The organism is Streptomyces sp. SID5469, from assembly GCF_009862865.1.
In the GTDB taxonomy this organism is placed as follows: Bacteria; Actinomycetota; Actinomycetes; order Streptomycetales; family Streptomycetaceae; genus Streptomyces; species Streptomyces avermitilis.
On sequence record NZ_WWIN01000001.1, the window covers coordinates 587,588 to 613,079 of the forward strand.

At 68.5% G+C, this 25,492-nt stretch carries 24 protein-coding genes and 5 pseudogenes; 14 read left to right on the forward strand and 15 right to left on the reverse strand.

The window, feature by feature from the left end:
* Positions 1–37 precede the first annotated feature (37 nt).
* Positions 38–2,464: a SpoIIE family protein phosphatase gene (locus GTY58_RS02400; protein ID WP_010981875.1), complete on the reverse strand. Its 2,427-nt coding sequence runs from the start codon at positions 2,462–2,464 to the stop codon at positions 38–40.
* 626 nt (positions 2,465–3,090) lie between these two features.
* Complete coding sequence (locus tag GTY58_RS02405) at positions 3,091–4,191, reverse strand: DUF2855 family protein (RefSeq protein ID WP_010981876.1); 1,101 nt, start codon at positions 4,189–4,191, stop codon at positions 3,091–3,093.
* 152 nt (positions 4,192–4,343) lie between these two features.
* Between GTY58_RS02405 and GTY58_RS41490 the strand changes: the two are divergent.
* Positions 4,344–4,400, forward strand: a pseudogene (locus GTY58_RS41490) (hypothetical protein); the annotation flags it as partial.
* 84 nt (positions 4,401–4,484) lie between these two features.
* Here GTY58_RS41490 and GTY58_RS40210 read toward each other — a convergent pair.
* The 3 genes from GTY58_RS40210 to GTY58_RS41500 form a co-directional block, all read right to left on the reverse strand.
* Positions 4,485–5,063: an oxygenase MpaB family protein gene (locus GTY58_RS40210; protein ID WP_052082447.1), complete on the reverse strand. Its 579-nt coding sequence runs from the start codon at positions 5,061–5,063 to the stop codon at positions 4,485–4,487.
* Between the two features lie 667 nt (positions 5,064–5,730).
* On the reverse strand, positions 5,731–6,099 hold the full coding sequence (locus GTY58_RS41495; protein ID WP_338058979.1) for a LysE family transporter: 369 nt from the start codon (positions 6,097–6,099) through the stop codon (positions 5,731–5,733).
* Positions 6,039–6,209, reverse strand: a complete 171-nt coding sequence (locus GTY58_RS41500; protein ID WP_308699016.1) for a hypothetical protein — start codon at positions 6,207–6,209, stop codon at positions 6,039–6,041. The genes GTY58_RS41495 and GTY58_RS41500 overlap by 61 nt, the downstream gene beginning before the upstream one ends.
* A gap of 435 nt (positions 6,210–6,644) precedes the next feature.
* Between GTY58_RS41500 and GTY58_RS02420 the strand changes: the two genes are divergently transcribed.
* The 3 genes from GTY58_RS02420 to GTY58_RS02430 all read left to right on the forward strand — a co-directional run bounded on the left by GTY58_RS02420 (position 6,645) and on the right by GTY58_RS02430 (position 9,561).
* Positions 6,645–7,661: a DNA-directed RNA polymerase subunit alpha gene (locus GTY58_RS02420; protein ID WP_010981878.1), complete on the forward strand. Its 1,017-nt coding sequence runs from the start codon at positions 6,645–6,647 to the stop codon at positions 7,659–7,661.
* A 1,289-nt stretch (positions 7,662–8,950) separates the two neighbouring features.
* Positions 8,951–9,256 carry an antibiotic biosynthesis monooxygenase gene (locus GTY58_RS02425; RefSeq protein WP_010981880.1) on the forward strand — a complete coding sequence of 102 codons (306 nt, stop codon included), beginning with the start codon at positions 8,951–8,953 and terminating at the stop codon, positions 9,254–9,256.
* A 128-nt stretch (positions 9,257–9,384) separates the two neighbouring features.
* Positions 9,385–9,561 carry a hypothetical protein gene (locus tag GTY58_RS02430; RefSeq protein WP_010981881.1) on the forward strand — a complete coding sequence of 59 codons (177 nt, stop codon included), beginning with the start codon at positions 9,385–9,387 and terminating at the stop codon, positions 9,559–9,561.
* Between the two features lie 189 nt (positions 9,562–9,750).
* Here the strand turns inward: GTY58_RS02430 and GTY58_RS41505 are convergent, their stop codons facing one another.
* The 3 genes and pseudogenes from GTY58_RS41505 to GTY58_RS02445 all read right to left on the reverse strand — a co-directional run.
* On the reverse strand, positions 9,751–10,347 hold the full coding sequence (locus GTY58_RS41505; protein WP_078234884.1) for an RHS repeat-associated core domain-containing protein: 597 nt from the start codon (positions 10,345–10,347) through the stop codon (positions 9,751–9,753).
* Between the two features lie 377 nt (positions 10,348–10,724).
* Positions 10,725–13,447: pseudogene (locus GTY58_RS02440) on the reverse strand (RHS repeat-associated core domain-containing protein); the annotation flags it as partial.
* A 16-nt stretch (positions 13,448–13,463) separates the two neighbouring features.
* Positions 13,464–13,887, reverse strand: a pseudogene (locus GTY58_RS02445) (Tn3 family transposase); the annotation flags it as partial.
* 223 nt (positions 13,888–14,110) lie between these two features.
* Between GTY58_RS02445 and GTY58_RS39355 the strand changes: the two are divergent.
* The 3 genes and pseudogenes from GTY58_RS39355 to GTY58_RS41220 form a co-directional block, all read left to right on the forward strand.
* Positions 14,111–14,338: pseudogene (locus GTY58_RS39355) on the forward strand (helix-turn-helix domain-containing protein); the annotation flags it as partial.
* A gap of 475 nt (positions 14,339–14,813) precedes the next feature.
* Positions 14,814–14,958: pseudogene (locus GTY58_RS40220) on the forward strand (integrase); the annotation flags it as partial.
* Between the two features lie 112 nt (positions 14,959–15,070).
* Positions 15,071–15,193 carry a hypothetical protein gene (locus GTY58_RS41220; protein ID WP_255253775.1) on the forward strand — a complete coding sequence of 41 codons (123 nt, stop codon included), beginning with the start codon at positions 15,071–15,073 and terminating at the stop codon, positions 15,191–15,193.
* Positions 15,194–15,241: 48 nt separating this feature from the next.
* On the opposite strand, the gene GTY58_RS02455 is transcribed toward GTY58_RS41220, so the two are convergent.
* A complete protein-coding gene (locus tag GTY58_RS02455) occupies positions 15,242–15,859 on the reverse strand; it encodes a TetR/AcrR family transcriptional regulator (RefSeq protein ID WP_010981886.1) in 618 nt (205 codons plus the stop codon).
* Between the two features lie 122 nt (positions 15,860–15,981).
* Between GTY58_RS02455 and GTY58_RS02460 the strand changes: the two genes are divergently transcribed.
* Together GTY58_RS02460 and GTY58_RS02465 are read left to right on the forward strand one after the other, a co-directional pair.
* Complete coding sequence (locus tag GTY58_RS02460; RefSeq protein WP_010981887.1) at positions 15,982–16,386, forward strand: Dabb family protein; 405 nt, start codon at positions 15,982–15,984, stop codon at positions 16,384–16,386.
* 28 nt (positions 16,387–16,414) lie between these two features.
* Positions 16,415–17,317: an SDR family oxidoreductase gene (locus tag GTY58_RS02465; protein WP_010981888.1), complete on the forward strand. Its 903-nt coding sequence runs from the start codon at positions 16,415–16,417 to the stop codon at positions 17,315–17,317.
* A 100-nt stretch (positions 17,318–17,417) separates the two neighbouring features.
* Here the strand turns inward: GTY58_RS02465 and GTY58_RS02470 are convergent, their stop codons facing one another.
* Positions 17,418–17,786, reverse strand: a complete 369-nt coding sequence (locus tag GTY58_RS02470) for an STAS domain-containing protein (protein ID WP_010981889.1) — start codon at positions 17,784–17,786, stop codon at positions 17,418–17,420.
* Positions 17,783–17,908, reverse strand: a complete 126-nt coding sequence (locus GTY58_RS41225) for a hypothetical protein (RefSeq protein ID WP_255253776.1) — start codon at positions 17,906–17,908, stop codon at positions 17,783–17,785. Before GTY58_RS41225 ends, GTY58_RS02470 begins: the two co-directional genes overlap by 4 nt.
* Before the next feature lie 14 nt (positions 17,909–17,922).
* Between GTY58_RS41225 and GTY58_RS39360 the strand changes: the two genes are divergently transcribed.
* From GTY58_RS39360 to GTY58_RS02480, 3 genes are all read left to right on the forward strand, one after another.
* Positions 17,923–18,444: a hypothetical protein gene (locus GTY58_RS39360; RefSeq protein WP_010981890.1), complete on the forward strand. Its 522-nt coding sequence runs from the start codon at positions 17,923–17,925 to the stop codon at positions 18,442–18,444.
* Positions 18,445–18,572: 128 nt separating this feature from the next.
* Complete coding sequence (locus GTY58_RS02475; protein WP_037652176.1) at positions 18,573–18,953, forward strand: DUF2267 domain-containing protein; 381 nt, start codon at positions 18,573–18,575, stop codon at positions 18,951–18,953.
* A 150-nt stretch (positions 18,954–19,103) separates the two neighbouring features.
* Positions 19,104–20,252 carry a hypothetical protein gene (locus GTY58_RS02480; protein ID WP_137951515.1) on the forward strand — a complete coding sequence of 383 codons (1,149 nt, stop codon included), beginning with the start codon at positions 19,104–19,106 and terminating at the stop codon, positions 20,250–20,252.
* A gap of 21 nt (positions 20,253–20,273) precedes the next feature.
* On the opposite strand, the gene GTY58_RS40225 is transcribed toward GTY58_RS02480, so the two are convergent.
* On the reverse strand, positions 20,274–20,786 hold the full coding sequence (locus tag GTY58_RS40225; RefSeq protein ID WP_010981893.1) for a hypothetical protein: 513 nt from the start codon (positions 20,784–20,786) through the stop codon (positions 20,274–20,276).
* 349 nt (positions 20,787–21,135) lie between these two features.
* On the opposite strand from GTY58_RS40225, the gene GTY58_RS02490 reads away from it, so the two are divergent.
* Positions 21,136–21,477: a hypothetical protein gene (locus GTY58_RS02490; RefSeq protein WP_137951514.1), complete on the forward strand. Its 342-nt coding sequence runs from the start codon at positions 21,136–21,138 to the stop codon at positions 21,475–21,477.
* Here the strand turns inward: GTY58_RS02490 and GTY58_RS02495 are convergent.
* The 3 genes from GTY58_RS02495 to GTY58_RS02510 all read right to left on the reverse strand — a co-directional run bounded on the left by GTY58_RS02495 (position 21,449) and on the right by GTY58_RS02510 (position 24,847).
* Entirely contained in the window at positions 21,449–23,116 is a 1,668-nt protein-coding gene (locus GTY58_RS02495) for an SWIM zinc finger family protein (protein WP_010981895.1), read from the reverse strand. The two genes, GTY58_RS02490 and GTY58_RS02495, sit on opposite strands and share 29 nt — an antisense overlap.
* A gap of 297 nt (positions 23,117–23,413) precedes the next feature.
* Positions 23,414–24,025, reverse strand: coding sequence for a DUF6087 family protein (locus tag GTY58_RS40235; RefSeq protein WP_237528701.1), 612 nt, complete (start codon positions 24,023–24,025; stop codon positions 23,414–23,416).
* A 141-nt stretch (positions 24,026–24,166) separates the two neighbouring features.
* Positions 24,167–24,847: a hypothetical protein gene (locus tag GTY58_RS02510; RefSeq protein ID WP_010981896.1), complete on the reverse strand. Its 681-nt coding sequence runs from the start codon at positions 24,845–24,847 to the stop codon at positions 24,167–24,169.
* A 130-nt stretch (positions 24,848–24,977) separates the two neighbouring features.
* Between GTY58_RS02510 and GTY58_RS02515 the strand changes: the two genes are divergently transcribed.
* Positions 24,978–25,412, forward strand: a complete 435-nt coding sequence (locus GTY58_RS02515) for an Hsp20/alpha crystallin family protein (RefSeq protein ID WP_010981897.1) — start codon at positions 24,978–24,980, stop codon at positions 25,410–25,412.
* Positions 25,413–25,492: the final 80 nt, after the last annotated feature.

The window sequence follows — 25,492 nt, forward strand, 5'->3', positions numbered from 1 at the left end:
GGATCGACCGACGGCGCCGTCCGTGCGTGTCGCGCTGTCAGCAGCGTAGTGGCTGTTCGGCCCAGATGGTTTTGCCGCGTTCGCCGTACCGGGTTCCCCAGCTCCGGGTCAGCTGGGTTATGAGGTAGAGACCGCGTCCGCCCTCGTCCGTGTCCTGGGCCCGTCTGACGTGGGGAGATGTGCTGCTGCCGTCCGACACCTCGCAGATCACGTTGCGGTCGAGGATCAGCCGTAGCGTGATCGGTTCTTCGCCGTAGCGGATCGCGTTCGTCACCAGCTCGCTGACGATCAGCTCGGTGGTGAACGACTCCTCCTCCAGCCCCCACCGGGCCATCTGCTGCGTCGTCAGGTCGCGTGCCCGGCCGACCAGTTCGTCCTGAGCCTCTATCTTCCAGGTGACATGGCGGTCCGAAGCCAGGCCGCTGACCCGGGCCGTCAGAACGGCCACGTCGTCCTTGTGGCATGTCGGCAGCAGTTCGCGGACCAGCGTGTCGCACACCTCTTGAGGCGTGGCGGATGGAGGAGTCCGCGAAAGGGTGTCGCGCATGCGGTGCAGTCCGGCATCGAGATCCTGGGCGCGCGGCTGCAGCAGGCCGTTGGTGTACAGCACCAGAACGTCCCCGTCGTCCATGGCGATCTCACGCTTTTCGAACACGATACCTCCCAGGCCCAGTGGGGGGCCGCCAGGCAGTTCCACGAAGTCGACGGCGCCGTTCACCGAGAGCACAGCCGGCGGTGGATGACCGGCGCGTGCCAGGAGACAGCGGCGGGACACGGGGTCGTACACCGCGTACAGGCACGTCGCTCCTGTCGCCAGGGGCCCTTCGTCACTCCGTTCGTCGAGGAAGCGGTTCATCTGGTCGTCGAGATGGGTGAGAAGCTCGTCGGGGGCCAGATCGAGATCCGCGAGCGTACGTACGGCGCTGCGCAGGCGGCCCATGGTCACAGCGGACTGCAGGTCGTGTCCGGTCACGTCGCCCACCACGAGCGCCACTCGTGCGCCGGACAGAGGGATGACGTCGAACCAGTCGCCGCCCAGCCCGGTGTGCCCGCTCGCGGGCAGGTAGCAGGACGCCGTCCGCACCGCCGACGCCGACGGCAGCCGCTGAGGAAGGAGACTGCGCTGGAGGGTCAGCGCGGTCGTCCGCTCGCGGTGGTATCGGCTGGCGTTGTCGACGCACACCGCCGCTCTGGTCACGATCTCCTCCGCCAGCAGCACGTCGTCGGGCTCGAACCGGCGGGGGTTGCCGGAGCGCAGGAAGACGACAGCGCCCAGGACGACGCCGCGGGCGAACATCGGGACGAGCAGCCACGAATGGATCTTCGGTCCGTCGTCCGGGGAGTGGCGGAGGCCGACTGCGGCGGGGCAGTTCTGGAGTTGATCGTCCGCCAGGAGGACGGATTCACCCTTCGTGAGAGCGTCGAGGAACGGCGAGCCGGGCGCCGTCGCCCACAAATTGGCATCCCCCACCTTCACTTCCCCGGCAGCGTCTGACCCCGTGTCTTCGGCTGCCCCACTGCAAGCGGCCCTGCGGAACAGCGGGGGACGCGGTGGTCGGCCTTCGGTCGGTTCGCGGCCGGGGAAGACTGAGTCCAACAGGTCGACAAAGCAGATGTCGGCGAAGCGCGGTACCGCGACCTCGGCCAGTTCCCGGGCGGTGCGCCAAAGGTCCAGGGTGGTGCCGATCCCGATGGCCGCCTCGTTCGTCAGGACCAGCCGCTCGCGCGATCGGACCCGTTGGGTCACGTCGGAGACGACATGACCCAACGCGATCACCCTCCCGGACGGGTCCCTCAGGGGCAGGATGGACTCCGACCACACGTACTCCCGCGGCGAGTTGGCCACGGGGTGGCCGACCACCTCGGTGTCGATGAGCGCCTTGCCGGTCTCAAGGACCCGCCGCTGGCGGGCTTCGAGGGCATCGACGTCCAGCAGGCCGGGCGGCGCCATCTCGCGCATGGTGTGCCCGGAGTACTCGGTCCCCTGGAACACGCCGGCGCGCCGCTCGGCGATGTTCAGGCCGACGAAGCGCAGCTGCGTGTCGAAGATGTCGATGTTGAACGGCGAGTCGGTGAACAGCCCCTTCAGCAGGGCGCGCCCGTATTCGTACGTGCGGAGTACGGCGGTACGGGCCGCCTGCACCAGCCACTGCGGATCACCGTTCGCGGACGTGAGGGCACGGACCCAGATCTGGGCCGCCAGCGGCTTCCCGCTGCGCTGTCGCAGGACCAGAGACCCCCGGCGGGCGCCCTTCTCCCAGCGCCTGACGATGTCCGCCGCGTCGGCGGGGTCGTAGAGGAACTCGTCCGCACTACGGCCCACAGCCTCGCGCGCCGGACAGCCGAGCATCTGCTGCGCTCCCGGACCCCAGGCCGCGACCCGACCGCAGGCGTCCAGCAGGACGTCCGCCTCGCTTCCCGGTTCCGGAAATTCACCGTCGCCGCGAAAGGTGATGTCATGCATTCCGCACCTCGAGCACATCCGTGCAGGAATGTGGATTTGAGCGGCTTAGTCCAATTTAGCAATAGATGATACCCGTGACGTGGTCATCTTTCTCGTCACTCCACGGCCTGGGCGGTCTTCTGCCGTAATCACCGAGTCTTGGGCGATCTGATCCGGGCGCCCCGCGTGGCCAGGCTCCGGATCTGCGGCAGCCGGGACGGATGTCAGCGGACGGGTAATCCTGGCAGCGCCGCGCCGCACCATAGTCACCATCGCCAGCATCAGCTCTCGCGTCTCGCGCAAATCTTGCCCTTGATCGTTGCCGCCCGGCCCCGACCCTGCGAAGGTTTCGGCCACTCCCCCAAACCCCCAGGTCATCGGAGGCCCCTTGGCTGCCCGTCGTGCCGTTGTCGCTGCCGCGTCAGCGGCACTCGTCGTCCCGCTCCGCGGAGGCGCGGCCGCCAGCGGCTGCGGGGCCGCCGCGCCCCGGCGATTGGCTGCGTGCCCTTTACACCGGGCAACCAAGTGGCCAGCCGTCGCCACCCCGTCCGGTGCTACGTGCACCACCTTCACAGCATCTGCCGTAGCCGACGTACCGGAAGCACCCCGTACTCGCACCCTTTGCCCTGTAACGGAGCGGCGGCTGGTCAGAAGATGACCACGTGGCCGGTGCGCGGCGCGGTCCGGCCCGACTGGACCTCGCGCCAGACCTGCGTCAGGGCCTGCGGGCCCTGGCCATGGACGACGTCGACCCATCCCTCGGCCACGGGGGCGAACCGCTGCCATGCGTCGGCGAACCGCCGGTCCAGCCCTGCGCGCCCCCACTCGCCGGTGCGCTTGCGCATCTGGTCGGGGGCAAAGAACATGCCCGGACCGGTTTCGGCCAGTGTGCCGGCCGGCCCGGGCTCCTGGTTGGTGATACCGACGACCACGTGGTGCACCAGGGCGTCGCCCAGATGGGCGCTCAGCGAGGCGGTCAGCCGCTCGTCGCCGGCGAAGTCTGCGTACAGAGTGGGCCGGTTGGGCAGTTGCACGACGTCCTCATAGGCGAGCACCCGGTCGTAACAGCCCAAGCTTTCAGTGAAGGCTACGTTGCGCCGGGAAGTAAGGCCGACGATCTCGCACCCCCGGCCCTGCAGCAGGAAGGCGGCACCGTAGGCCGTCTTGCTCGACGCTGACGACAGGACGGCCGTCGCAGCCCCCAGCCAGGCATTGTCGACGAGCCAGTCGGCCAGCATGAACGAGGTCCAGAACAGCGGGCGGTACAGGATCTGGAGGTCCTCGCGGTCGGCCTCGTAGGCGAGATCACCCGTGGTGAGGGCGTACGCATTGTAGGGCCGGGGCAGTGTCTGCCGGTGGGGGCTCGCGTCCCGGAAGCCGCGCTCGTCCACCCGGCCGGGGCGGACCAACAGGTGGCTCGCGGACGGCAGATAGCCGTAGTAGCGGCTGCCCGGCTCGATGCCCTCCACACGCGAGTCGACGACCTCTGCAAAGCCCCACAGGGGGACGATCCCCCAGCCCTCGCGGGAAGCGGGGAAGAACTGCCAGTAGCGGAAGGAGTCGCCGAGCGCGGCGTAGGTGACGTTGTTCGCGGTGAGGCCGACCTGGTCGACCCGAAGCAGCGCCTCGCCGTCACGAACCTCGGGAACCGGTGCGTCGGCGAGTTCGGCGATCGACAGATCGTCGCGGGCGATCAGCAGGTTCCAGCCGACGGCAGCGGCGGTAGCAGTAGTGGTGGTGGTGTCCATGGCCCGGAACGTACTTGAATCCGAATTCGGATTCAATAGTGGGCCTAGAATGCGCGCATGCCCTCCCCCCAGCACGAACGTGCCCCCACCCCGCCGCGCCCGCGGCGAGCCCACGGCGCACCCGGCGCGGTGTCCGCACCCGCGACGCCCTGGTGGCCGCAGCGCGGCGGATCTTCGAACGGGACGGCTATCTTGAGGCCCGCATCGTCGACATCGCGGCCGAGGCCGGGGTCGCCGCCGGCAGCTTCTACACACACTTCACCGGTAGCGGCGGTGCTCGGGCAGCGCGTTCATCAGCACGCGATACCGCGGTGCAGGATCAAGGACAGCAGGGCCGCGCGGCGGGTGCGGGGCGGGCTGAAGCGCTCGCGAAAGGCTTCCGGCAGGTCTGCGATGGTCAGCGCACCGATCACGTGGGCGGCCACCGTGCGCACAAGCGGCCAGGCCGGCTTCAGGTGGCCGAGGCGGCGGGGTGCGGGAGCTTCACGGAGCATGTCGAAGAGCAGGTAGCGCACGGGTTCGCTGTATTCGAGGCGCTCGCGGATCGTGCGGTCCATATACGCGGGTACGTCAGCGGCCGTGACCGGGAACAGGTCGTCGGACAGGCCGAACTCGGTACACACCGCACGGAATTCTCCGTATATCTGATCCAGTTCAGGCGGCGCCAGCGGGCGTCCCGACAGTTCTCGCATCGCCGTCATGCACTCGTACAAGGTGACCAGCACCCACACCCGCACCGCCGGGTCCAACGCTGTGAATGGCCTGCCCTGCTCGTCGGTCCCTGCCAGACGGCGGTGCGTGCGCTCCAGACGGGCGACCTCACGGCGTAGCCCTTCACGGTCGGAGAAGAACAGCCGCTTCCCGCTGTCCATCGTGTGCTCGCTACGCCGCCACGGGTGCGCGCGGTAGGTGGAGAAGTTGTCATGCCGGCGGCGACCGCCGGATCTGCAGTCTGCAGAACCAGCAGCCGCCACGCCACCAACCCGATCCGCCACTCCCCCAGCGTGCGGCGTAGCAGCGAATCAGGACCAGGAAGATCAGCGGTAGCCAAGGGGACGTCTCCTCAAGTACGTGCACAGGAATGAGCAGGGGACGACCGGAAGAGGGATCATCCGGCTATCCGCCCAGCCCAACGGCCCTACTGGAATCCGGGAGCGGCCAGGTTCCCGAGTTCAACCATCCGGGAAGCGCCTCAGGGCTCTGCTGAGCGAACACGACACGGTGGATGGAGGGGTGGATGGCAGCGAGGACCAGGCGCCAGAGCTCGGCCGGCCCCGTACTCGGAGCAGGCCTCCCCCCTCGGCTATCGCGCGGGAAGAGGTGTCCTCCTCGCCGGGAGGCTTACCCGCGGGAGATGACTGGCAACAACGGGCGGCGTCCGAGCGGTCGCGGGCGTATTGGATCTTGTTGGTGAGCAGGACCGCGGAGTGCCCGCATTGCGAGGAGATCCACATGCCGGTGCTGGTGAAGCCGTAGTGCAGCCAGACGTCCTGGTCGGAGCCGGTGCCGGGTGCCAGAACAGACCGCGGGCCGGTGCCGTCACCGGTCCGGACGGCCAAGGACACCTCCGCCCAGGCCGGGCCGAAGCCGGGCCGGGCAGGTGCGGTCGCGGGGGCGAGCAGGCAGGACCTCATCCTGCGCGGCGGCCAAGACGTCTACCCCACCGAGATCGAACACGTCCGGCGCACCCTCGAATGGGTCACCGACGCCGCCATCGTTCCCGCCCCCTGCGAAAGCCGAGCGACGCCAGGAGGTCCACAGCAGCCTGCCGCCCATCCACACCAGGTAGGCGGCCCCGCCCCAGCGGAGTGCCTCGTACGCGAAGTGAGAGGCAGTCAGCAGAGCGGTCACACCGACCGAGGTGAGCACTCCCCAGACCAGCGTGCCGCTCTGGATGCCGAGGACCACGCCCCAGGCGCGACGGCGGTGCGCAGGACGAGCGCGGTGTCCAGTCCGGGAGTGACGGTGAGCAGTCCCACCATCAGGGAGAAGGTCCACAAGGCATCCATGGCGATCACGAACGATCACCCTAGGCCGGGCGTCACGCAACCTCTACTCTTCTGCCCGGAATCGGGCAAGAGTTGCAGCAATCTCTGATCTACGACCGCGGGCCACACCTCAGAACGGTGAACCCGGAAAATCCTCAAACCAGCCGTGGCGCCCCAGCCAACGGTGCACGCCACCTGCCACTCGCCCCGTCCAACGTCGTGATCACGACACGGCCAGGTCCGCGCATGCCTGCCTGGCGGTCGTGCGCGCCCGCGACCTGGACGCGGGCAAGGTGGAAACGCGTGGGGGCGGCAGGCGAAAGGAGAGGCCCGAAGCCTCCTCGCTGGGTTGGGAAGAGAGGCGGTTCGGCCTCTGCGGAGGCCGTATTGCCCGCACTGCCCCGTACCCTTCGTGGTGTCTACGGCGTCACTTAGCGGGCGCCAAACCACTGGAGGCAACACCCCGTGCTGATTGCTCAGCGTCCGTCCCTGACCGAAGAGGTCGTCGACGAGTTCCGCTCCCGGTTCGTGATCGAGCCGCTGGAGCCGGGCTTCGGCTACACCCTCGGCAACTCCCTCCGCCGGACCCTCCTGTCCTCGATCCCGGGTGCGGCGGTCACGTCCATCCGCGTCGACGGCGTTCTGCACGAGTTCACCACCGTGCCGGGTGTCAAGGAGGACGTCACCGACCTGATCCTCAACATCAAGCAGCTGGTCGTCTCCTCGGAGCACGACGAGCCGGTCGTGATGTACCTGCGCAAGCAGGGTCCGGGTCTGGTCACCGCCGCCGACATCGCGCCCCCGGCCGGTGTCGAGGTGCACAACCCCGACCTCGTCCTCGCCACGCTCAACGGCAAGGGCAAGCTGGAGATGGAGCTGACCGTCGAGCGCGGTCGCGGCTACGTCTCCGCCGTTCAGAACAAGCAGGTCGGTCAGGAGATCGGGCGCATCCCGGTCGACTCGATCTACTCGCCGGTGCTGAAGGTCACGTACAAGGTCGAGGCGACCCGTGTCGAGCAGCGCACCGACTTCGACAAGCTGATCGTCGACGTCGAGACCAAGCAGGCCATGCGTCCCCGTGACGCCATGGCGTCGGCCGGCAAGACGCTGGTCGAGCTGTTCGGTCTCGCCCGCGAGCTCAACATCGACGCCGAGGGCATCGACATGGGCCCGTCCCCGGTGGACGCCGCCCTCGCCGCCGACCTGGTGATGCCGATCGAGGAGCTGGAGCTCACGGTCCGGTCGTACAACTGCCTCAAGCGCGAGGGCGTCCACTCCGTGGGTGAGCTCGTCGCCCGCTCCGAGGCCGACCTCCTGGACATCCGCAACTTCGGTGCGAAGTCCATCGACGAGGTCAAGGCGAAGCTGGCCGGCATGGGCCTGGGCCTCAAGGACAGCCCGCCCGGATTCGACCCGACCGCCGCCGCACTCGGTGCGGACGACGACGCGGACGCGGGTTTCCTGGAGACGGAGCATTACTGAACGCTGCGCTGCGCTGGTCATAGAGACACGTCGCGACGGGGACAGCACCCGTAGCTCCTTGAGTGACGGTGCCGCTGTTCCTGCCGGCAGCACGTAGGACTCCACCTGCAGATCTGCGGGATCTTCGGCTCTCGCCAGGGATGGCGCTGCCGCGGACAGGAGGCGACAGTCGTCATCATCGTCAGTACCCGTCTGCGGGCACAGCGGAGCAAGGCCGAAGACGTGCTGTTTCCCGGGATCGACGTGCGGTTGGAGGGCGTGGTGGTCACCGGTACGCTGCTGTTCGTCGATGCCGCAGCGTGCGGGCGACCACCGTACTGCCCGAACTGCCGGTGGCGGGGGCGCAGAATCCACTCGCCCTACCACCGCAGCTTGTCCGAACGCCCCCTGGCTGGCCAGAAGTCGGTCGTGCGCCTGCGGGTGCGGCGCTTCTTCTGCGACCGGAAGTCGTGCGCCCGCAGGACCTTCGTCAAGCAGGTCGACCGGCTGACGGAACGCCACCGCCGCTCCAGCCTCGGGCTGAAGGAATGGCTGACGACGGTAGCCGTCGAGCTCGGCGGCCGGCCTGGGGAACGGGTTTGCCGCAAGCTGAACCTGGCGGCGGGTCGGACCCACCTGGTGGGGCTGCTGGAGGAGCCGCCGGTGCCAGGCCCGCGCTCTGCTGGACGAGCACACCGCTGTGCGCGGCCCGGGGACCGGCTGGGACCTGCACCGCCACACTCCGTCCTCACCCCCTCGGCGAGCAGGGTGCCTCCCTGCTGGTACTTGTTTCCCATCCTCTGATGCGGCTCGGTGGACGGCCTAGCCTTGTGGGGGGGTTGTCTGGCTCTGGACCGGAATTGGGGTCTGACACCAGTGATGCGGGCCGTGTCCCGTCACGGCTGGGGAGCCGTGACCGGCCCGTTTGGTGTGTGAAACACATGCTCGAAGGTGCTACGGCAACGCTCTCGCCTGTAGACAGATGGCCGGGCGCGGGGCGCCGATCAGGTGAACTGACACCCGGGTCCAGGAAGCCGGAGGCGGTTTCCCGAGCTGCGGACTCATGATGGCCGTATGCCTTCCGCTGGGCGCGTCCGACGACATGCCGGGCAGGCAGTCGACACCAGACCTATCCGCATGCAGAACGGCAGGCAACGGCCCCCGGCCGACAGGGCCGTGGGGCCACCCGTCCGAGTGACATTCCATCGAATAGGCGTATTGGTCCAGCCATACTGGCGCCGTTCGATGCCAACCGGTCACGGTAGTGCCCGGGCGCTCGCGGGCGGCCGAGCACCGAAAGGAGTCCCCTCATGGCAGACGTCAAAGTCGGGCTGTACGTATCTCTCCAGGCCAAGCCCGGCAAGGAGGAAGACGTCGCTGACTTTCTCCGCAAGGGCCTTGACCTCGTGCAGGAGGAGCCCGGCACCGTCGCCTGGTTCGCCGTGCGCCTGAACGCGACCGCCTTCGCGATCTTCGACGCCTTCCCCGACGTCTCCGGACGCCAGGCCCACCTCGCAGGCCGGCTGGCCGCGGCCCTGATGGAACGAGCCCCCGATCTGCTCGCCCAGCCGCCTTCCATCGAGCAACTCGACATTCTCGCCCACAAACTGCCCTGAAACCGAAGGCGGCTGGTCGGCCCGGCGTGGCCGCCTCTGTCCCCGATGCTCGCACTCTCTGACCAAACAGCTGGAGCACACCCACCAAGATCGCCACGCATAAGACCACCCGCCGGCCCGCCCTCGCCGTGTTCAACGACCGTCTGCACCTGGTCCACCGCGGGCAGGCCAACGACAGCCTGTGGGAGTCGGTCTACGACGGCAGCAGCTGGACCACCGACACTCCCATCCCCGGCCGGCACAGCTGGCGCGGACCCGCCCTCGCCACCTACCGAGGCGCCCTCCACTGTCTCGCCACCGGATAACACCACCGCCCCGGCGGCCCGCCACCCAGGTGGCCCGCCCCGCCGGACGAGCGAGCAGCGGGGGCCTCCACCAGGACAAGACCTGCGGACGAGCTGGCACGGGTCAGGAGCTGTGTCATATCTGGTTGAGGCACAGCCAGCCGAACTCGGTGGTTCAGCGGGGGCGGGACTGATGAGCTTGATCAGGCGTCATCCGTAACTCAAGATGTCTGCGTTCAACTCGGCAGCGCCTACACCGACAGCACAGGAGACAATGACCGACCCGACGGTCCCCGCTGGACCGAAGAGAGTGGTTGCGGCCATAGTGACGCCGGTTTCAGATGCTGCGCCGATACCTGCCAGGCAGCCAGCGAAATCCCCGACAATACGGCTGCCTATGTCAAGAAAATCCGAGAAGCTGAACAGTCCGCTCGGGTCGATGCGGTTGACTGGGCCGTCTTCGGCGTAGAGGTGGGGGTTCCCCTCTTGTCCGGAGGGGTCGGGGCTGTTGAAGCGGCCGACGTTGGGGTCGTGGTAGCGGGCGCCGGGGTGGTAGAGGCTCGTGGGATCCTGGTAATTGCCGGTGAAGCGGTAGGGCTGGCAGCACCCCGGGATGTAGCCGAGGTCCAGGTCGCCCGAGGCCCACGAGACAGTGCACCCAGTCGGCGAACCATGGCCGACGCCTCGCCGTAGCGGTCGACGTGGTCGAACACCGACTGGCGGTCGTGGGCGGCAGACGAGCCACTTGCTTCTGCCCTCAATTCCTTGCAGGACAACCCTATTCGACCCCTGTCTCGCATTTCGGATTCCCTCAGGCGAACCGGTCTCCGGCCATCCGCATCGTCGGGATCAGTACGGCGCGCGAAATCGGATCCGAATCACCGCGTTAGGAGCGATTCTTCCGACGAGCCAAGAAGGCGAAGCCCGCCAAAACAACTCCGCTGACTGCGGCGATCACTCCCAGTACGAGCGGAACAGCATCGTCAGTAGCCGTTCCTGCGACGCACGCGCATATTCCTCCTACGATCAAGACCGCAGAGAAGATTCGCACTCCTCTGATTGCGTCATCCATCGATGCACCCTTCCGCCGCACTCGTAGGAGAACCGTTGGGCCGAGAATGAGTTCCCGACCCAACAGCCATCTAGAGAGGCCGTAGCCTCCTGTTCAATCTATTCTTCACGTATTACCCGTAGGTGAGAATCTCCGCTCCATAGAAGCCTGCGGCACCTCCAAGCGCGCAGCTGCCGACTACGGCGAGACCAACGCCTACAGCACTGCCAACTCCGGCGCCCACCACGCCGCCGACGGCGGCGGCGTATGCGATGGATCCGGTCTCTGCTGCAGCTGTAACTCCCGCGAGGCAGCCAGTAACGACTCCGAAAATGTCGCTGCCCGTGTCGAGTGCGTCGGAGAAGCTGAACAGCCCGTTGGGGTCGATGCGGTTGACGGGGTCGCCTTCGGCGTAGAGGTAGGGGTTCTCCTCCTGTCCGGAGGGGTCGGGGCTGTTGAAGCGGCCGATGTTGGGGTCGTAGTAGCGGGCGCCGTAGTGGTAGAGGCCCGTGACGTCTTGGTAGCCGCCGGCGAAGCGGTAGGGCTGGGGGTTCTTCTCGCTGGTGGAGGCCCTGGTGACGCCGCGGGGGCTGTAGGCGTAGGTGTTGACCTTGGCGCCTGTCTCGTCGGTGAGGGCGATGACGGAGCCGAGTGCGTCGGTGAGGTAGCAGTACGCCTTGCCCCCGGTCGTCATGGAGTTCAGGGTGCCCCCGGGTTCGCGGTTGAATCCCGTGTCCACACCGGCAGTTGAGGTGCCGGCCAGGCCGATCGGCCCGTTGTGGAAGTAGGTGTCTCCGAGGCGGATGCGTTCGCTCTGGTCGGTGGAACCGTACTGCCCGGTGTATGTCTTTCCGCCCACGGTCAGCGACGTCAGCTGGGAGTGGTCGGTCCACTTCTCGGCCGTGCGGGTGCCCTCCGGAGTCGACGCGCCGGCGGTCTCGTTGCCGATCTTGTCGTAGGACCAGTTCGTCGTGGAGCCGTTCTTCGCGGTCAGCTGCTGGGCGTCGTTGACGGTGTAGGTGGTGGCGCCGGGGCAGCCGGCCGCAGTGCCCTGGCTGGTGAGGTTGCCGGCGAGGTCGTAGCAGTAGAGCCAGGAGGAGTTGAGGGTGGTGCCCTTCTTCTCCTCGGCGTACGAGAAGCGGCCCGCGCCGTCGTAGGTGTAGGTCGTCTTCAGGCCGGTGACGTTGTCGGTGGACGAGCGGATCTTGCTGCCTTCCGTCGTCCCGCTGGTGCCGTATCCGTAGGAGTAGGCCAGGTCGACCGGGGTGCCCTTGGGGGAGGTGGTCTTGATGGTCTTGGGGCGGCTGGAGTTGTCGGGATCGACCTTCTGCACCGTGCCACCCGGATAGGTGGTCGTGGTACGGACGTCGTTGTTGTTGTACTTGTACGTCGTCACCCGGCCCGCGGGGTCCTTCAGCTCGGCGAGCTTGTTGACCTCGTTCCAGGTGTAGTCGACCGTGCCGGCCGGGTCCTGGTAGTAGTCGACGTTCCCGGACGGGGTGTACGCGAGCAGGGTCTGCGAGCCGTCCTGCAGGGTGCGGATCGTCTCGCGTTGCAGCGGGTCGAAGTCGTACTTGATGGTGCCGGTGCTGTCGGTGCGCTGGGTGAGGTTGCCGTCGCCGTCGTACCAGTACTCGACACGTGCCTTGTTGGTCGTGTCGACGATGCGGGTGCGATCGCGGTTGTCGTAGGTATAGGTGACGGTCACACCGCGGGCGTCGGTGACGGTCTTGGTGCGGCCCAGCGCGTCGTAGGTGTAGGTGATCTTGGCCAGCGGGGCGGGCGGAGTGACGGTGTCCAGGTTGCCCGCGCTGTCGTAGTGGAAAGTGGTGGTGACCGTCTTCGCCGCGGTCATCTTCGTCTTCTCGGTGCAGCGCTGGCCTGCGAAGCCGCCGCACGTCGGGGAGGCGGGGTTGTAGGTGTAGGAGACGTTGCCGCCGCCGGTACCGGTCTGTGCCACCGACATCGTGTTGCCGACCGCGTCGTAGGTGAAGTCCGTCTTTTCACCGTCGGGGTTGGTGGAGTCCTTGGGGACGTCTGCGCCGGCGATGGTCTGCCAGTGGTTGACCGTCTTGCCGCCCGTTGGCTGAGTGATGGTCTCGAGGTTGTTACGGGTGTTGAAGCCGTAGTCGGTGACGTTGCCCGGTGTGGTGCCCGAGCCCATCGCATCCGTGCTGGTGTCGATGCTGTGGTTCGCGTCGAACTTGGTCGAGCGCTTGTGGCCCATCGCGTCGGTGACGTCGGAGACCTGACCGTCGCTGTCGTGCTGGTACTTCGTCGCGTGCGTCTCCGGGTCGGTGGCCGTGGTCGTACCGGCCGCGGTCACAGAGTCGCTGGTGTAGGCGTAGGTCCAGGTCGGGCCGGTGTGGCCGTCGCTGTTGAAGCCGGTGCCGCGCAGCATGGAGGTGACGCGGTTGGCGTCGTCGTAGGTGAAGACCGTGACACGGCCCTCGGCGGTGGTGATCTTGTCGACGCGGCCCCAGGCGTCGTAGCGGAAGACGGTCGTCTTGCCCTCGGTGTCGGTGGTGGAGGCCAGGTTGCCGTTCGCGTCAGGTGGAAGACGGCGGTGCGGCCGGTGTTGTCCTTGGCCTGCCACTGCGAGGCGTCCGTCTTGGCCAGGTCCACCCAGCGGCCCGAACGGGTCTCGGTGAGCTTGAAGCCCTTGTTCTCGCCGCTCTCGTCGTGCTGAGTGACGGTGACCGAGCCCTTGTTGCGATCGGTGACCTTCGTCAGCGTCCCGTTGGCGTCGTAGGTGTCCTTGGAGTGGGACTTCCAGTTCGTCAGCGTGTAGGTGCCGTCACTGTTCTTCTTCAGCTCCTGCGAATACCACTTCGGGGTGGTGAACGTACCGTCACTCCAGGTCGGGAAGCTGGAAGGAGTACCGGCCGAGCACGTTGATGTGGTGGCGCATGAACGGGGAGAGCCGGGCGACGTCCTCGTCGCGCACCTCGAAGCCGTCGGCGCGGAGCTGGGTGAGGGCGGCGTCCATGTAGCGGGTGTTGAACAGCACGAGCGCGTTGAGGACCAGGCCGAGCGCCCCGATCTGGTCCTCCATGCCGTCCTGGTAGCGCTGGTAGAGCTGCCCCGCCCGCCGGGCGAGCGCGTGGTGGCCTTCCTGGAGGTTGGCCTGCACCTTGATCTGCCGCCGGTAGCCGGGCTCGTCGGCACGGTCAGGCGCAGGATGTGCAGAGTCTTCGCGATCCGCCGTAGTACGTGATCGCGTCGCCGAGCGGGGTGGGCCGGCCATCGCGGGAGAGCATCCGGATGACGTCGTAGGCGCGGACGGCTCCGAGGCTTCCAGGCTCTCGTCGGCGCCCCGGGCTAGGAGGAGCCATGACCGGCGAGGTCGGCGCCATCATCGAGTAGACGGAACCGGCCGTACTCACGGCGGCCGCCGTCACACTGGTCGAGGGGCCGGCGTTCTGCGTATCGGGCACCTCTTGACCGCGTAGGTTCGCCGGGTTGGTGGTCGTGGCGGTTGGATGTGCACTGACGTCCGTCCCGACCGCTGGGGGTGTGGTGGCCGAGCCTGTCTGCGTGCGCAGGTTGACCGATCAGGAGGGTCAGAAGCTGCAGCAGATCGTGCGCCGGGGCAGCGCCAGTTCGGTGCGGTTCCGGCGGGCGATGATGCTGCTGGCCTCGGCCGGCGGGAACCGGGTGCCGGTGATCGCCCAGCTGGTGTAGGCCGACGAGGACACCGTCAGGGATGTGATCCACGCGTTCAATGAGAAGGGCCTGGCCTGCCTTGGACCCTAATTCGTTGATAGCAGCACCGGCGCGTGACTAGGAGCGTTGCCGGACTGTTCGAGTACGGGACTGTGACGCCTTCCTGGACCCCGGCCGATGAGGCCTCCACTGAGAGGGGCGGCAGTCCCATGACTCGGGTGTTGGCAGCCGTGTGGGCGTCGGGCGGACAAGCTATACAAGCCCCGGCCCGCGAGGCCTCCTAGGTAGAGCGGTGACGCCTGACGTCGTCACGGTCGCCACCACAGGAGTGAACCTCCGCTCTTTGGAGTTGGAGGTGCGAGCCCGTTTCACGGCGACCTCTTGCCAGCCCTGAACCACCGAGTTCTGGGCAAGACCGAGGCCCGTGAGGCGCGCTGGTGCCGCGAACGGCTTGTGAGATGTCGGACGGAAGAGTCCTGGAATTAGGGAGCCGCGCGGCCCGCATTCGCTCGTGCCTAGCGCATATGTCAGCGCCAAGGGGAGGAAACACCGTGATCAGACCCGGGCCCTCCACGCCTGTCTCCGCTGGCGCAACGCCAACGCCCGCCACCCCGACGTCTGCCGCCCAGCGTCGAGAGTGCGCCCGCAGCCGCAGTGAGAAGGGCATCCGATGGGGCGGACGAGCGAGGACGGCGGCTTGATCATTCGCTGACGTTCAACGTCGCGCAGTCCCCGACTCCAGTTCGGACAGCACCGCCCGGAGCCGCTCCAGGGCCGCGGTCGTGTCCGGCTCTCCGCGATTTCAAGGTCAAGATGGCAGCGACCCATGCCGCTGCCCGCGCCGGTGACCTCAGCGCCGAGCTCGAACGCCGTCTCCAGAGCCTCCTCGACGTCGTCACGATCGATCGGCAGCCCCACGAAGACGATCTCGACTAACACTCCGGTCCTCCCTCTAAACCCGGCGAACCACAGCGGTCAGAGCACCTAGCTGCTCGCCGGTCGACCGTTCGCCGGCGTCTCGGTTCGCCAGCCGAGGAGGATCGTGTGAAGCGCCTGTTCGGCGAGGTAGCGGGCGCGATCGTTGCCGACGCTGCCGAGGTAACTGAGCGACGCGATGCCGTACAGCGTGCCCCAGAGGATCTCACAAGCCTGGTCGAAATCGGCCAGGACCACGTCGTGCGCAGCCGACCAGGAGGTGAGCAGCTCCTTGAGGACGTCGATGACCGGTTCCGCGACGCGCCGACGTTCGTCCGCGTCGACCATCGGGTCGTTCATGACCTGGAAGAGGTGGGGGTGCTCGCCGGCGAACCGGACGTACTGCGACGCAATGCGCGTCATACGCCGGTCCGTATCGGGCTCCTGCGCGGCTTGGCTGAACTCGCTCAGCATCAGGCGGTGACCGTGCGCGACCAGCTCCAGTACGAGCGCGTCCTTGTTGGCGAAGTGCTGGTAGACGACGGGCGCGGAATATTCGACGTCGGTGGCGATGCGCCGGATCGTCAGGGCCGCGATGCCCTCGGTCTCGAGGACGTGCAGCGCGGCCTCGATGATCCGCTCCCGGGTGTTCGCCCGTTCGCGGGCCCGTCTCGTGCTGGTCGGCATGGTCCGTCACTTCGCTTCGATGGTGTTCTCGAACACTAGTCACCGCCTTGACCGCGTCGGCGACGCGCGTCATAGTTAACGCCGTTAGGAAATCTAACGACGTTAGGAACGAGTAGTAAGTCATGATTTACCACATCAACAGAGTCACGATGAAGGCCACTGCGACGCCTGAGCAGATCGAAGGGGTGCTGGAGAGCTGGCGCAATCAGGGCCGGTCGAACCCCGCCATCAAGTCCTTCGTGGTCGGCCGCAACCACGGCGGCGACTACACGTACGGCGCGGTGTTCGTCGTCGAACATCTCGACGGGCTCTTCGCCTACCTGACGCACCCGACCACCTACCAGACCGACCACCTCGGGCTGCACCTGGTCGAACGGCTGGAGATCTTCGACGTCAGTGACGACGACGACCCTGACCTGAACGCCAAGATCCAGGAACTGCACCGGCGCCGCAACGAGCTCAACCCGCAGATCGCCGGCATGCTCGCGGACGTGCCCACCTACACCGGCTCCGGCGTGGACGACTGACCGATCCCCCGGAGAAGGAGAAACCGTCATGGCCAAGCACGTCATCATCGGTGCCGGTTCCATCGGTACCAACGTCGCTCGTCTGCTCGCCGAGGGCGGCGAGAGCGTCCGGATCGTCACCCGCAGCGGCTCCGGCCCCGAGCACCCGCTGGTCGACCGGGTCGCCGCGGACGCATCCGACCCCTCCCGCCTGACCGAGCTGTCCCGCGGCGCGGGAGTGATCTACCACTGCGCCAATCCACCCTCATACACGGTGTGGGAGCGCCTGTTGCCGCCCCTGCAGACGGCGGCCATCACCGCCGCCAAGGCGAACGACGCCGTCCTCGCGCTGACCGGCAGCCTTTACGCCTACGGTCCGCAGCCCGGCGGCCGGATGAACGAACACACCCCCATGGCCGCCACCGGGCACAAGGGCCGCCTGCGCAGACGCATGTGGGAACAGGCCCTCGCCGGGGGGATCCGCACCGTCGAGGTCCGCGGCTCCGACTACATCGGCAAGGACGCCAACGGCATCTACTCCCTGCTCATCAAGTCGGCCCTGCAGAAGGGAAAAGCGGCCTGGATCACCGGCCACCTGGACATGCCGCACACCTTCACCTTCAACGGCGACATGGCACAGGCCCTCATCACGCTGGCCTCGGAAGAACGCGCGTGGGGCCGACCCTGGCACGTGCCGTCCGCGCCGGCCGTCACCATTCGCGAGCTGGCGCGGCGCTACGCCGTCGCGGCAGGCCGGCCACCGATCAAACTAATCCAGATACCGCGCTCCGTGACGCGTACGGCCGGGCTGATCGTGCCGATCGCCCGCGAGATGGCCGAGATGGACTACCAGTGGTATGCGCCGTTCCACATGGACGCGACGGAGACCACCGAGACCTTCGGCCTGACCGCCACCGACCTCGACACCGCCGTCCGCAACGAGGTCGGCTGAACTCCCACCGCCCCACCGGCAGGCCGACGGCATGGCCGCCGACACCGTGCACGTTCGTGGTCACGGCACTAGCCAGCTACTGACTGGCGAGCGAGGGGTTTCAGGCGGTGGTGCGGTTGCCTTGGCGTGCGGCGAGCGCGGCGTCGGCGCTGGAGTAGGCGGGCAGGAAGGCGTCCATCCCGGTGACGCTGAGCAGGCGGCTCAGCCGGTCGGGGATGGCCGCCAGGGTCAGGGAGCCGTCGGCGTCCTTGGCGCAGCGCCAGATGCCGACGAGGGCGCCCAGTCCTGAGGAGTCGCAGAAGGTGACGCCTGAGAGGTCGGCGACCAGGTCAGGGTGGCCGTTCGCGATGAGTTCCAGGGCGCGGGCCCGTACGGCGGGTGCGGCGGCGATGTCGAACTCGCCGGACAGGGCGATCACGGCCAGGGCAGCGTCGGTGTGCGGGACGTCGATGTGGAATGCGTCGGTCATGGGCGTGGGTTCTCCTGCCCGACGGAGACGTCGGCGGTCGGGGCGGCGGCGCTGTGGGCGGTGGTGGTGATGCCGACGGGAGCAGCATCGGGGGTGGGGACGGACAGGGCCAGCAGGGCCACGTCGTTTCGCCGAGGTGTTCGCGGTCAAGGAGAGCCGCGTACGCGTGGTGGGCGAGATCGCGGCCACGCCCACCGGCGAGGCTCTGGAACTCGTGTTGCACTTGGGTGAATCCCTGCGCGGCGTGCGGGTGGAGAGCAGCGATGCCACCGCGCGGCCGGACGGGCTGGATTTCCTGGCCGAGCTTCCGGCGCGCGGCGAATGGCACACCACCGCCCTGGTCCGCCCCAGCGTCGAGGGCGAGGAGGCCGGCGGCCTCTTCCACCCGGGGGCGGAGCCCGGCGAGTCCGGGCCGGCGCGCCGCCTGTGTGCCTGGCGCGAGAGCGCCCCGCGCATCACCGACATCGAGGACCCGGAAGTGCACAGGACGCTGCGGCGGAGCCTGGAGGACCTGGGCGCCCCTGCGCATCTTCGACCCGCGGCACCCCGAACACACGGCGGTCGCCGCCGGTGCCCCCTGGTTCATGGCCCTGTTCGGCCGCGACTCGCTGCTGTCCTCGTACATGGCACTGCCGCTGGACCCTGCACACCACGGTGAACGCAGGCGTCAAGCTGTGGATGCTCGTGGTCACCGCCGTCCGTGCGCGGGCGCGGGCCGGGTCGGCGTGGCAGGCTTGCAGGGGGGCGCGCCGTTCGTCGCAACACAGCAGCGAAGGGGTACGCCGCATGGATGAGAAGGAATTCCTCCGTACCGTCGCCGAGCGCACCGGACTGAGCCGGCAGGAGGCGGCGGACCTGACCTGGGCCACACTCGAGACGCTGGCCCGCCGACTGAGCCCGGGGGAAGCCAGGGACCTGATCACCGAGCTCCCCGAGGGCCTCGCGGAGGCGGTGCGCCGGGGAACCACGGACCGCATCGAGCGCTTCGGCCACCACGACAGCGTGCGGCGCGTGGCCGAACGCACCATGCTCAAGGAGGAGGAAGCCGACCGGGGTGTGCGGACCGTACTGGCCGTGCTCCGGGAGGCGATCAGCGAGAAGGAGTTCAACGACCTGATGTCGCAGCTCGGAACTGACTTCTCCCAGGCCCTCGAATCCGCCGGGTGACCCCGGATCCTTCGGCCCGCCGACCGCGCCACGGCGGCAGCGGCCCGCACGCTGCGTGTGCGCCGGGGACGGACGGCACGGTGAGTGACACCCGCGGACCGCTGGTACCTCGCGGCCGCCATGGCGTGAGGCGCACACGAAGGTGTGATCATGACAGCTGACGTGCCCGAGACATCCTCCGGCAGATCCGTGCGCGTCGCGCTGGTGGCCGACCCCGGCCTGCCGTCGGAGATCGCCCGGGCTCTCGCCCCCCGGTTGCCCGACCATCTCCGCCGGGCAGTCGGTGCTCGGGTCAGATGGCAGGTCGACACGATGACCGCCCCGCTCAGCGTGAGCGAGCAGGCCGACGTCTCCGACATCGCCGAGGCCGTCAGAAGCCACCTGGACGGTGCCGAATGGGACGTGGCGATCTTTCTCACCGACTTTCCGCGGCGGGCCCGGCTCTACCCGATCAGCGTCGAGGTCGACACCGCGCTCCGGGCCGCGCTCATCTCCCTTCCCGCCCTTGGGGTCCGCCGCCTTCGGCGCCGGGTGCGGCAGGCCGTCGTGGATGTCGTTCGAGAGCTGGTCGCGCACGAGGAGACGCCCAGGCACCCGGAGGTGATCGGCCGCCCGCCGCGCGAACCGGTACCGGACACCCGTCCCGGCCCCGAGCAGCCCCAGCGCTACGTCGTGCCCGGCCTGCGCGGCCACACCCGACTCGTCGCCGGCATGGTGTACGCCAACCGCCCCTGGCGGCTGTTCGGCTCCCTCTCCCGGGCCCTGGCGGGCGTGTTCGCCACGGCTACGGTGCTGTTCATCAACAGCGCCACCTGGAACCTCGCCACCGCACTCGGCGCCGTGCAGCATGCCGTCATCACCGCTGGGTCCGCCGTCGCGCTCACCCTGTGGATCATCGTCGACCACCAGCTCTGGGAGCGCGGCACCCACCTCCCCGCACGGCACCATCCCCTGTACCCCTACAACCTGGTCACCCTGGTCACCATCGCGCTCGCGGTGGTGGTGCTGGCCGCGGCGCTGTTCGCGACTCTGGTCGCCGTCTCCTTCCTGCTGCTGGACGCGTCCGTCCTGCGCAAGTTCATCGGACGGCAGGTCGGCGTCGGCGACTACCTCTTCCTGGCCTGGTTCATCACCGCCATCGCGATGATCGGCGGGGCCTTCGGCACCAGCCTCGAAGGGGACGAGAAGGTGTCCGACGCCGCCTATGGACGACGGCAGCGTGAACGTCAGCGGATGCTGCGGCAGATGCCGCGGCCGGAACGAGGCGAACGCAGGGGGCCGGACACCACCGACGGGTGACGCCCGGGCCGCGGCCGGGCGTCACAGGGCGATGACGTGGAGGTCGACCAGCTCGAGCAGCGCCCGCAGGGCCGAGCTGGGCCGCCGGGTCGACGACGTGCCGAGATGCATGCTCCAGCGGAGCATGGTGCCGTGGACGTCCAGGACGTCCAGGACGTGCAGACCGGGGGTGCGCGCACCGCAGCGTGGTTGCGCGTCATTCGCAGCGGCACGGCGGCGGGCGGAGTTGCCGAGGGCCGAGGTGGCCATGCTTGCCATGCTGCCGAGTACGAATGCGGGGCTGCCGAAGGCAACGGCGTTTTGGTGCATGTATCTGCCGTCGCCGAGGGCCCGCCAGGTCACACGTTGTGCGGGGCCGACCGCGAGTACTCGTTCTCCGGCCTCGAGCCGGGCGACGGTTGCGACCAGCGGCCGCTGCTCCAGCCGTCCTTCGGCCAGGTCGGCGATGATGTCGCACGAACACCACAGGTACTCGTCGAGCCAGGACCACCCCGGCCGTTGCTCGATGCCGGAGGCAGGAGCATAGGGGTTCACGTTCTCTCCGTTCTCTGCAGGCTGACGTGCCATCAACTGCGCGCGTGCTATGGCCACTTTGCTGAGGCGCGTGTGCCCTCACGAGGGCGTCCGAATTGCGGCAGTGCCGGCAGGGTTCGTGCTGTCGAGGCGTCCGTGGACGGCGTCGGTGTATCGCTGTGCGGTGGTGGGGCCGCAGTCCGAAGACCGCCGCGAGGTGGAGGGGTCTCGGACACCGGTGGCTTCGGCTTCGTCGAGGCTGCGGCCCTGTCGCAGGCGGCTGAGTGTGGTCCGCTGTCCGCGAAGGGCGGTCCCGAGCCAGGCCGTACGGAGCCGATTCAGGCCCGGCACCACACGCTTCCTCGGCGATGTGCTCGTCTATCAACGCCACCGAGACGCTCTCCACGCCCGCGTACGCCATGTCATCGACGATGTGCATCCCGGCCTCGGGCGCGGTGCCGCCCGCCCGGTGCGCATCGCGACCCACAGCCTGGGGGGTGTCATCGCCGTCGACATGGCCACCGCCAACGTGCCGTTGTGGACCGAGTCCCTGGTCACGTTCGGCTCCCAGGCGACCTTCTTCCATCAGCCCGTGCCGGGCGACCTGCTATGCCAGATGATTGCGTTCCGCATGCGCAAGCACCAGGAAGCGGAAACGGGCGCTCTTCCTCCGGAGACAGGGTTCATAGCCCATGCCGGTCAAGGATGGTGATCAGTTTGCGCCTGCGTTTCAGCTCGGCCCGCAGATCGGCGACATACGCGGTGAACTCATCCTCTGTACCCAGCGACCGGTGGCAAGAGCGGACGTCGAGCAACAGCCTCGCCATCTGCTCGTAGACGCGGTCCCCGGTGGGTCCCTTCAGCAGCTCGACGAGCCGCAGGTACACCGCAAGCGCGTCTGCCGGGCGCGTCTCGCGCGAGAGGTCGGCGAGCTGCTGCCACTGCCGGTCGTCGGCACGGTCGGCCGCCTCCCGCCAAGCGGTGTCCAGGTCACCGTCGTCGAGGAGCGCGTCGATCAGTACGGGCCCGCGGTGCCAGCCGCCGCGCTCCTGGCGAGTGCCCTCGCGCAGAGCGGCCAGCGCCGCCGCCCGCTCGGTCTCCCAACAGTCCGCGGCCCGGGCAGCAGCACGCAGTTGCTGGTAGGCGGCGAGGGATCGCTCGGCCAGGAGGCGGTCTCGACGGACTGCGACGGTCTCGGCCTTCCGGCCTGTCCGCGTGTAGCGGGCGCACACGTAGTCGACCAGGCGACCGTCGACGTGTGCCTCGTCGACGGTGTCCCGGAGTCCGCGTTCCGCCCACGAGAGCGCGTCCTCGGGGCGGCCGGCCGCACCCAGCTCCTCGGCAATGCGCAGATGCGTGGCACCAGAGGGCACCAGATCTTTCATGTACAGGGCGACCAGCGCGTCCACGTCGCCCTCCGCCTTGGCCAGGCGCTCCATCAGGTACTTCTCCGCCCAGCCCCGTGGGCTGCGCCGCCGAGCCTCGGCCGCCAGCTGCCGCAGGCGGGCCAGCCCGGCCTGCCCCAACACGTCGGCGTAGTCGAGCGGATCGAGGTCCGTCGCATCATTCCACTCACCGAGCACGTGACCGACCAGCCATTCGGCCAGGCGCTCCGGATCGGGGCGAGCGACTCCGCACGCTTCCAGGTGGGCCCCGGCCACCGCGGCAATGGCCTGCCCGACTACGCCGTCCGAGTCATCGATCTCCTCGTACGCCTCGCCGAGCGCCCGGATCGCGTCCTCGGCCAGGCCGACCGCGCGCGCCGCCTGTCCGCTGGTGGTCAGGGCACACAGCGCGTCCGCCGTCTCCGCCACCTGCCTCGCGTACCCGGCGGCGTCCGCGTACGTGACGTAGCCGTACCGGGCGAAGGGCCGCGGATCGATCAGCGCCAGGACGCGCTCCCGGACGGTGCCAAAATCGGAGCGCGCGGCCGCGGCCCGCAGCTCCAGCCGTCGGCGCAACTCCCGGTCGTCGGCGACCTGTTCCCGCACCAGCGCCAGGAGCTCGTCCCTGGACAGCGCCGTGAGCCACGCCTCTAGGCCGGAGGCCCGCGTCCGGGCGTCGGCCCGCTGCCGCGGGATCGCCTCCGCCTGCCGCAGCACGGTCAGCCCCACCGCCACGCAGTGCTTGCAGAAGTTGCCCTCCTGCCCGTACGGGCAGTCGCACCGCCCGGAAACTCCGGCGCCTGCGCCGAGGGCGAGCTCCACCTCGTAGATGTCCGTGCCGTGCACCACGGCAGTGACTGAGCCGTCGCCCACCTCCAGACCCCTCACCGCGTCCACATACCCCGACCCCCGCTCGAAGGACCGAGTCCCTGCGAGGGCCCGCAGTTCGTCTTCGCCGAATCCCATCGCCTTCCGTGCCACACCGGTATCCAACCGCTCCCACAGAGCGGCTGGCGCGAAAACCGCCGACCTCACAAAAACCGTAGGGCGCTACACAGTGGCACCTGACAGCACACAACGGCCGCTGTGGAACCATGACCACCCAACCCGAGACCGCCCAACGCGACCTGCGCACAAAATCCAAAGAGATCACGGACGCCGCCCAAAGCACCCAGTCCTTCACCATCACCCGCGAACCGCTCGCCGGCAGGTAGCTGCGGTGGATCACGGGCCGGATGAGCCGGTAGGCGCGCTCGGTCGGGGTCATCGTGCCAACGCTGTAAAGGCGGTAGCCGTCGTGGAGGGGCACCAGTCCTTCGGTGGCGAGCCGTTCCAGAGCGGACCGGACCACGGGCACGGACAGCTGGAGATCCCTCGCAATCTTGTCCAGCGCGGGCAGATGGGAGCCCGGCTCGGTGCACGAGAGCCGCGCCCACCGGCGCACCGACTGCACGTCTTCGTCCGCTGGCCACCACGCTGCCCGCAACTGTCATTCCTATGCTCCCCGTTCCGGTCGGTCAGCGCAGGGCTTGGGTCACGCGATGTCGCAGACGGGGCAGGGAGTTCTTGCCCATGACCGAGAGACGGAGCCTCATCCGGACTCGCGGGCGCCGACTCGATAACCCATCGCTGGGCTGCGGCGAGATCAGGTGCCGTTCCGGCTGGGATGAAGGTGAAGCCGTCCCACTCTTCCAGCGCGCGTGGTTCGTCGGGGCGGAGGTGGCCAGCGTCGCCGTGCAGGGGCCGGTGACGACGGTAGACGTCCAGCGGCCGGCGGCGCCGCTTGCTGTACGCGGCAAGCGGATTGGTGGCGTCGACGCGCGGGACGGCGCGGGACGGCTGGTTCGGTGGGCCGGGTCGGCGGTGCTTGCCCATGCGCTCGATGGTCTCAGGCGGCGATCGTAGTCGGTCGGCCGGCGGGGAGATCCCTCGCTCTGCTGCGCAACGCTCGTCGCCTCCCGGCTCAACACGCTGCTGGACGCCGCCCGCCTGCAAGTAGTCCGCGCTGATCAAGAGTCAGGGTTGGTTTCGGCGCTGGTTTCCGCTGTTCTGACGGAGTTGGTCGATGCGACGGGTGAGGTCGTCGACGCGTGCGGCAAGGTCGGGGTGGCCGGATGCCAGATAGGGGTGCGTGTCCTTCAGGCGAGGGACGAGGGCGGCGGGGTCGTTGTCGGCGAGGGCGGCGGTGAGATCAGCGAGTGGGGCGTGGGCGGCGGCGGGGAGGTCGGGGAGTGCGGTGATCTGGCCGGCGAGCTGGCGCAGGGTGGCGGCGTTGGTGCGGGCCCAGGCGGAGACGGTGCGGTCGGCGGCGCGGCGGTCCCGGGTGGCCTGGACCCGCTGTTCGCCCGTGGCTCCCGGCTTTCCGGGGCGTACGCGCAGGTAGCGGCGTTCGGCGGCCTGACGGCTGGCGACACCGAGGGGGTGGGCGAGGTCGGCCCAGCTGGCGCCCGCCTCCCGTGCGGCTTCGATCAGGCCCGGCTCCCAGTCGGCCAGTTGATCGCGCACTTCGCGCAGCAGTAGGAGCGCGGCGAGCGCCTGCTCCGAGCTGGCCTGGCCGGGCTTGGAGGGCTCGCCGTCCCGAGTGGTCTGGGCAGCGCGCAGGGCATCGTCGATCGTGTCCAGGGCCGCGGCGGCGGCGAGGAATGACGCCGGCGCGGGACCGCATACGCGGGGGTCGGGCTGATCGTCCCTGGTCATCGGGCCTCCAATGGCCATGTCGTCATCTTGATGACGTCAAACTTGTCATCGCTTGGATGACATGTTACAACGATGTCAGGTGAACGCATTGGCAGCACTGCCTGACCTTGAACCCTGGAGGTGTTTCACGATGTTGATGCGTACCGACCCTTTCCGTGAGCTGGACCGGCTCACCCAGCAGCTCCTGAACACGACCGGAACGTGGTCGCGGCCGTCGGCGATGCCAATGGACGCCTACCGTGAGGGCGAGGAGTATGTGATCGCCTTCGACCTGCCCGGTGTCTCGGCGGACGCGATCGACATCGACGTCGAACGGAACATGCTGACCGTCAAGGCCGAGCGCCGCCCCGTCACCAAGGCGGACGACGCGCAGATGGAGCTCTCCGAGCGGCCCCTGGGCGCCTTCTCCCGCCAGCTCGTGCTGGCCGACACCCTGGACACCGAGCACATCAAGGCCGACTACGACGCCGGGGTGCTGACCCTGCGCATCCCGATCGCCGAGCGCGCCAAGCCCCGCAAGATCGCCATCGGGGGCAGGACGGAACGCAAGGAGATCAGCGGCTGAGGCCCCTCCCAGCCGCACCGCGGGACGGGGGCGGCGCGCACCGAAGCCACCCCCTTTCTGCGTCCGCCGCACACGTACGG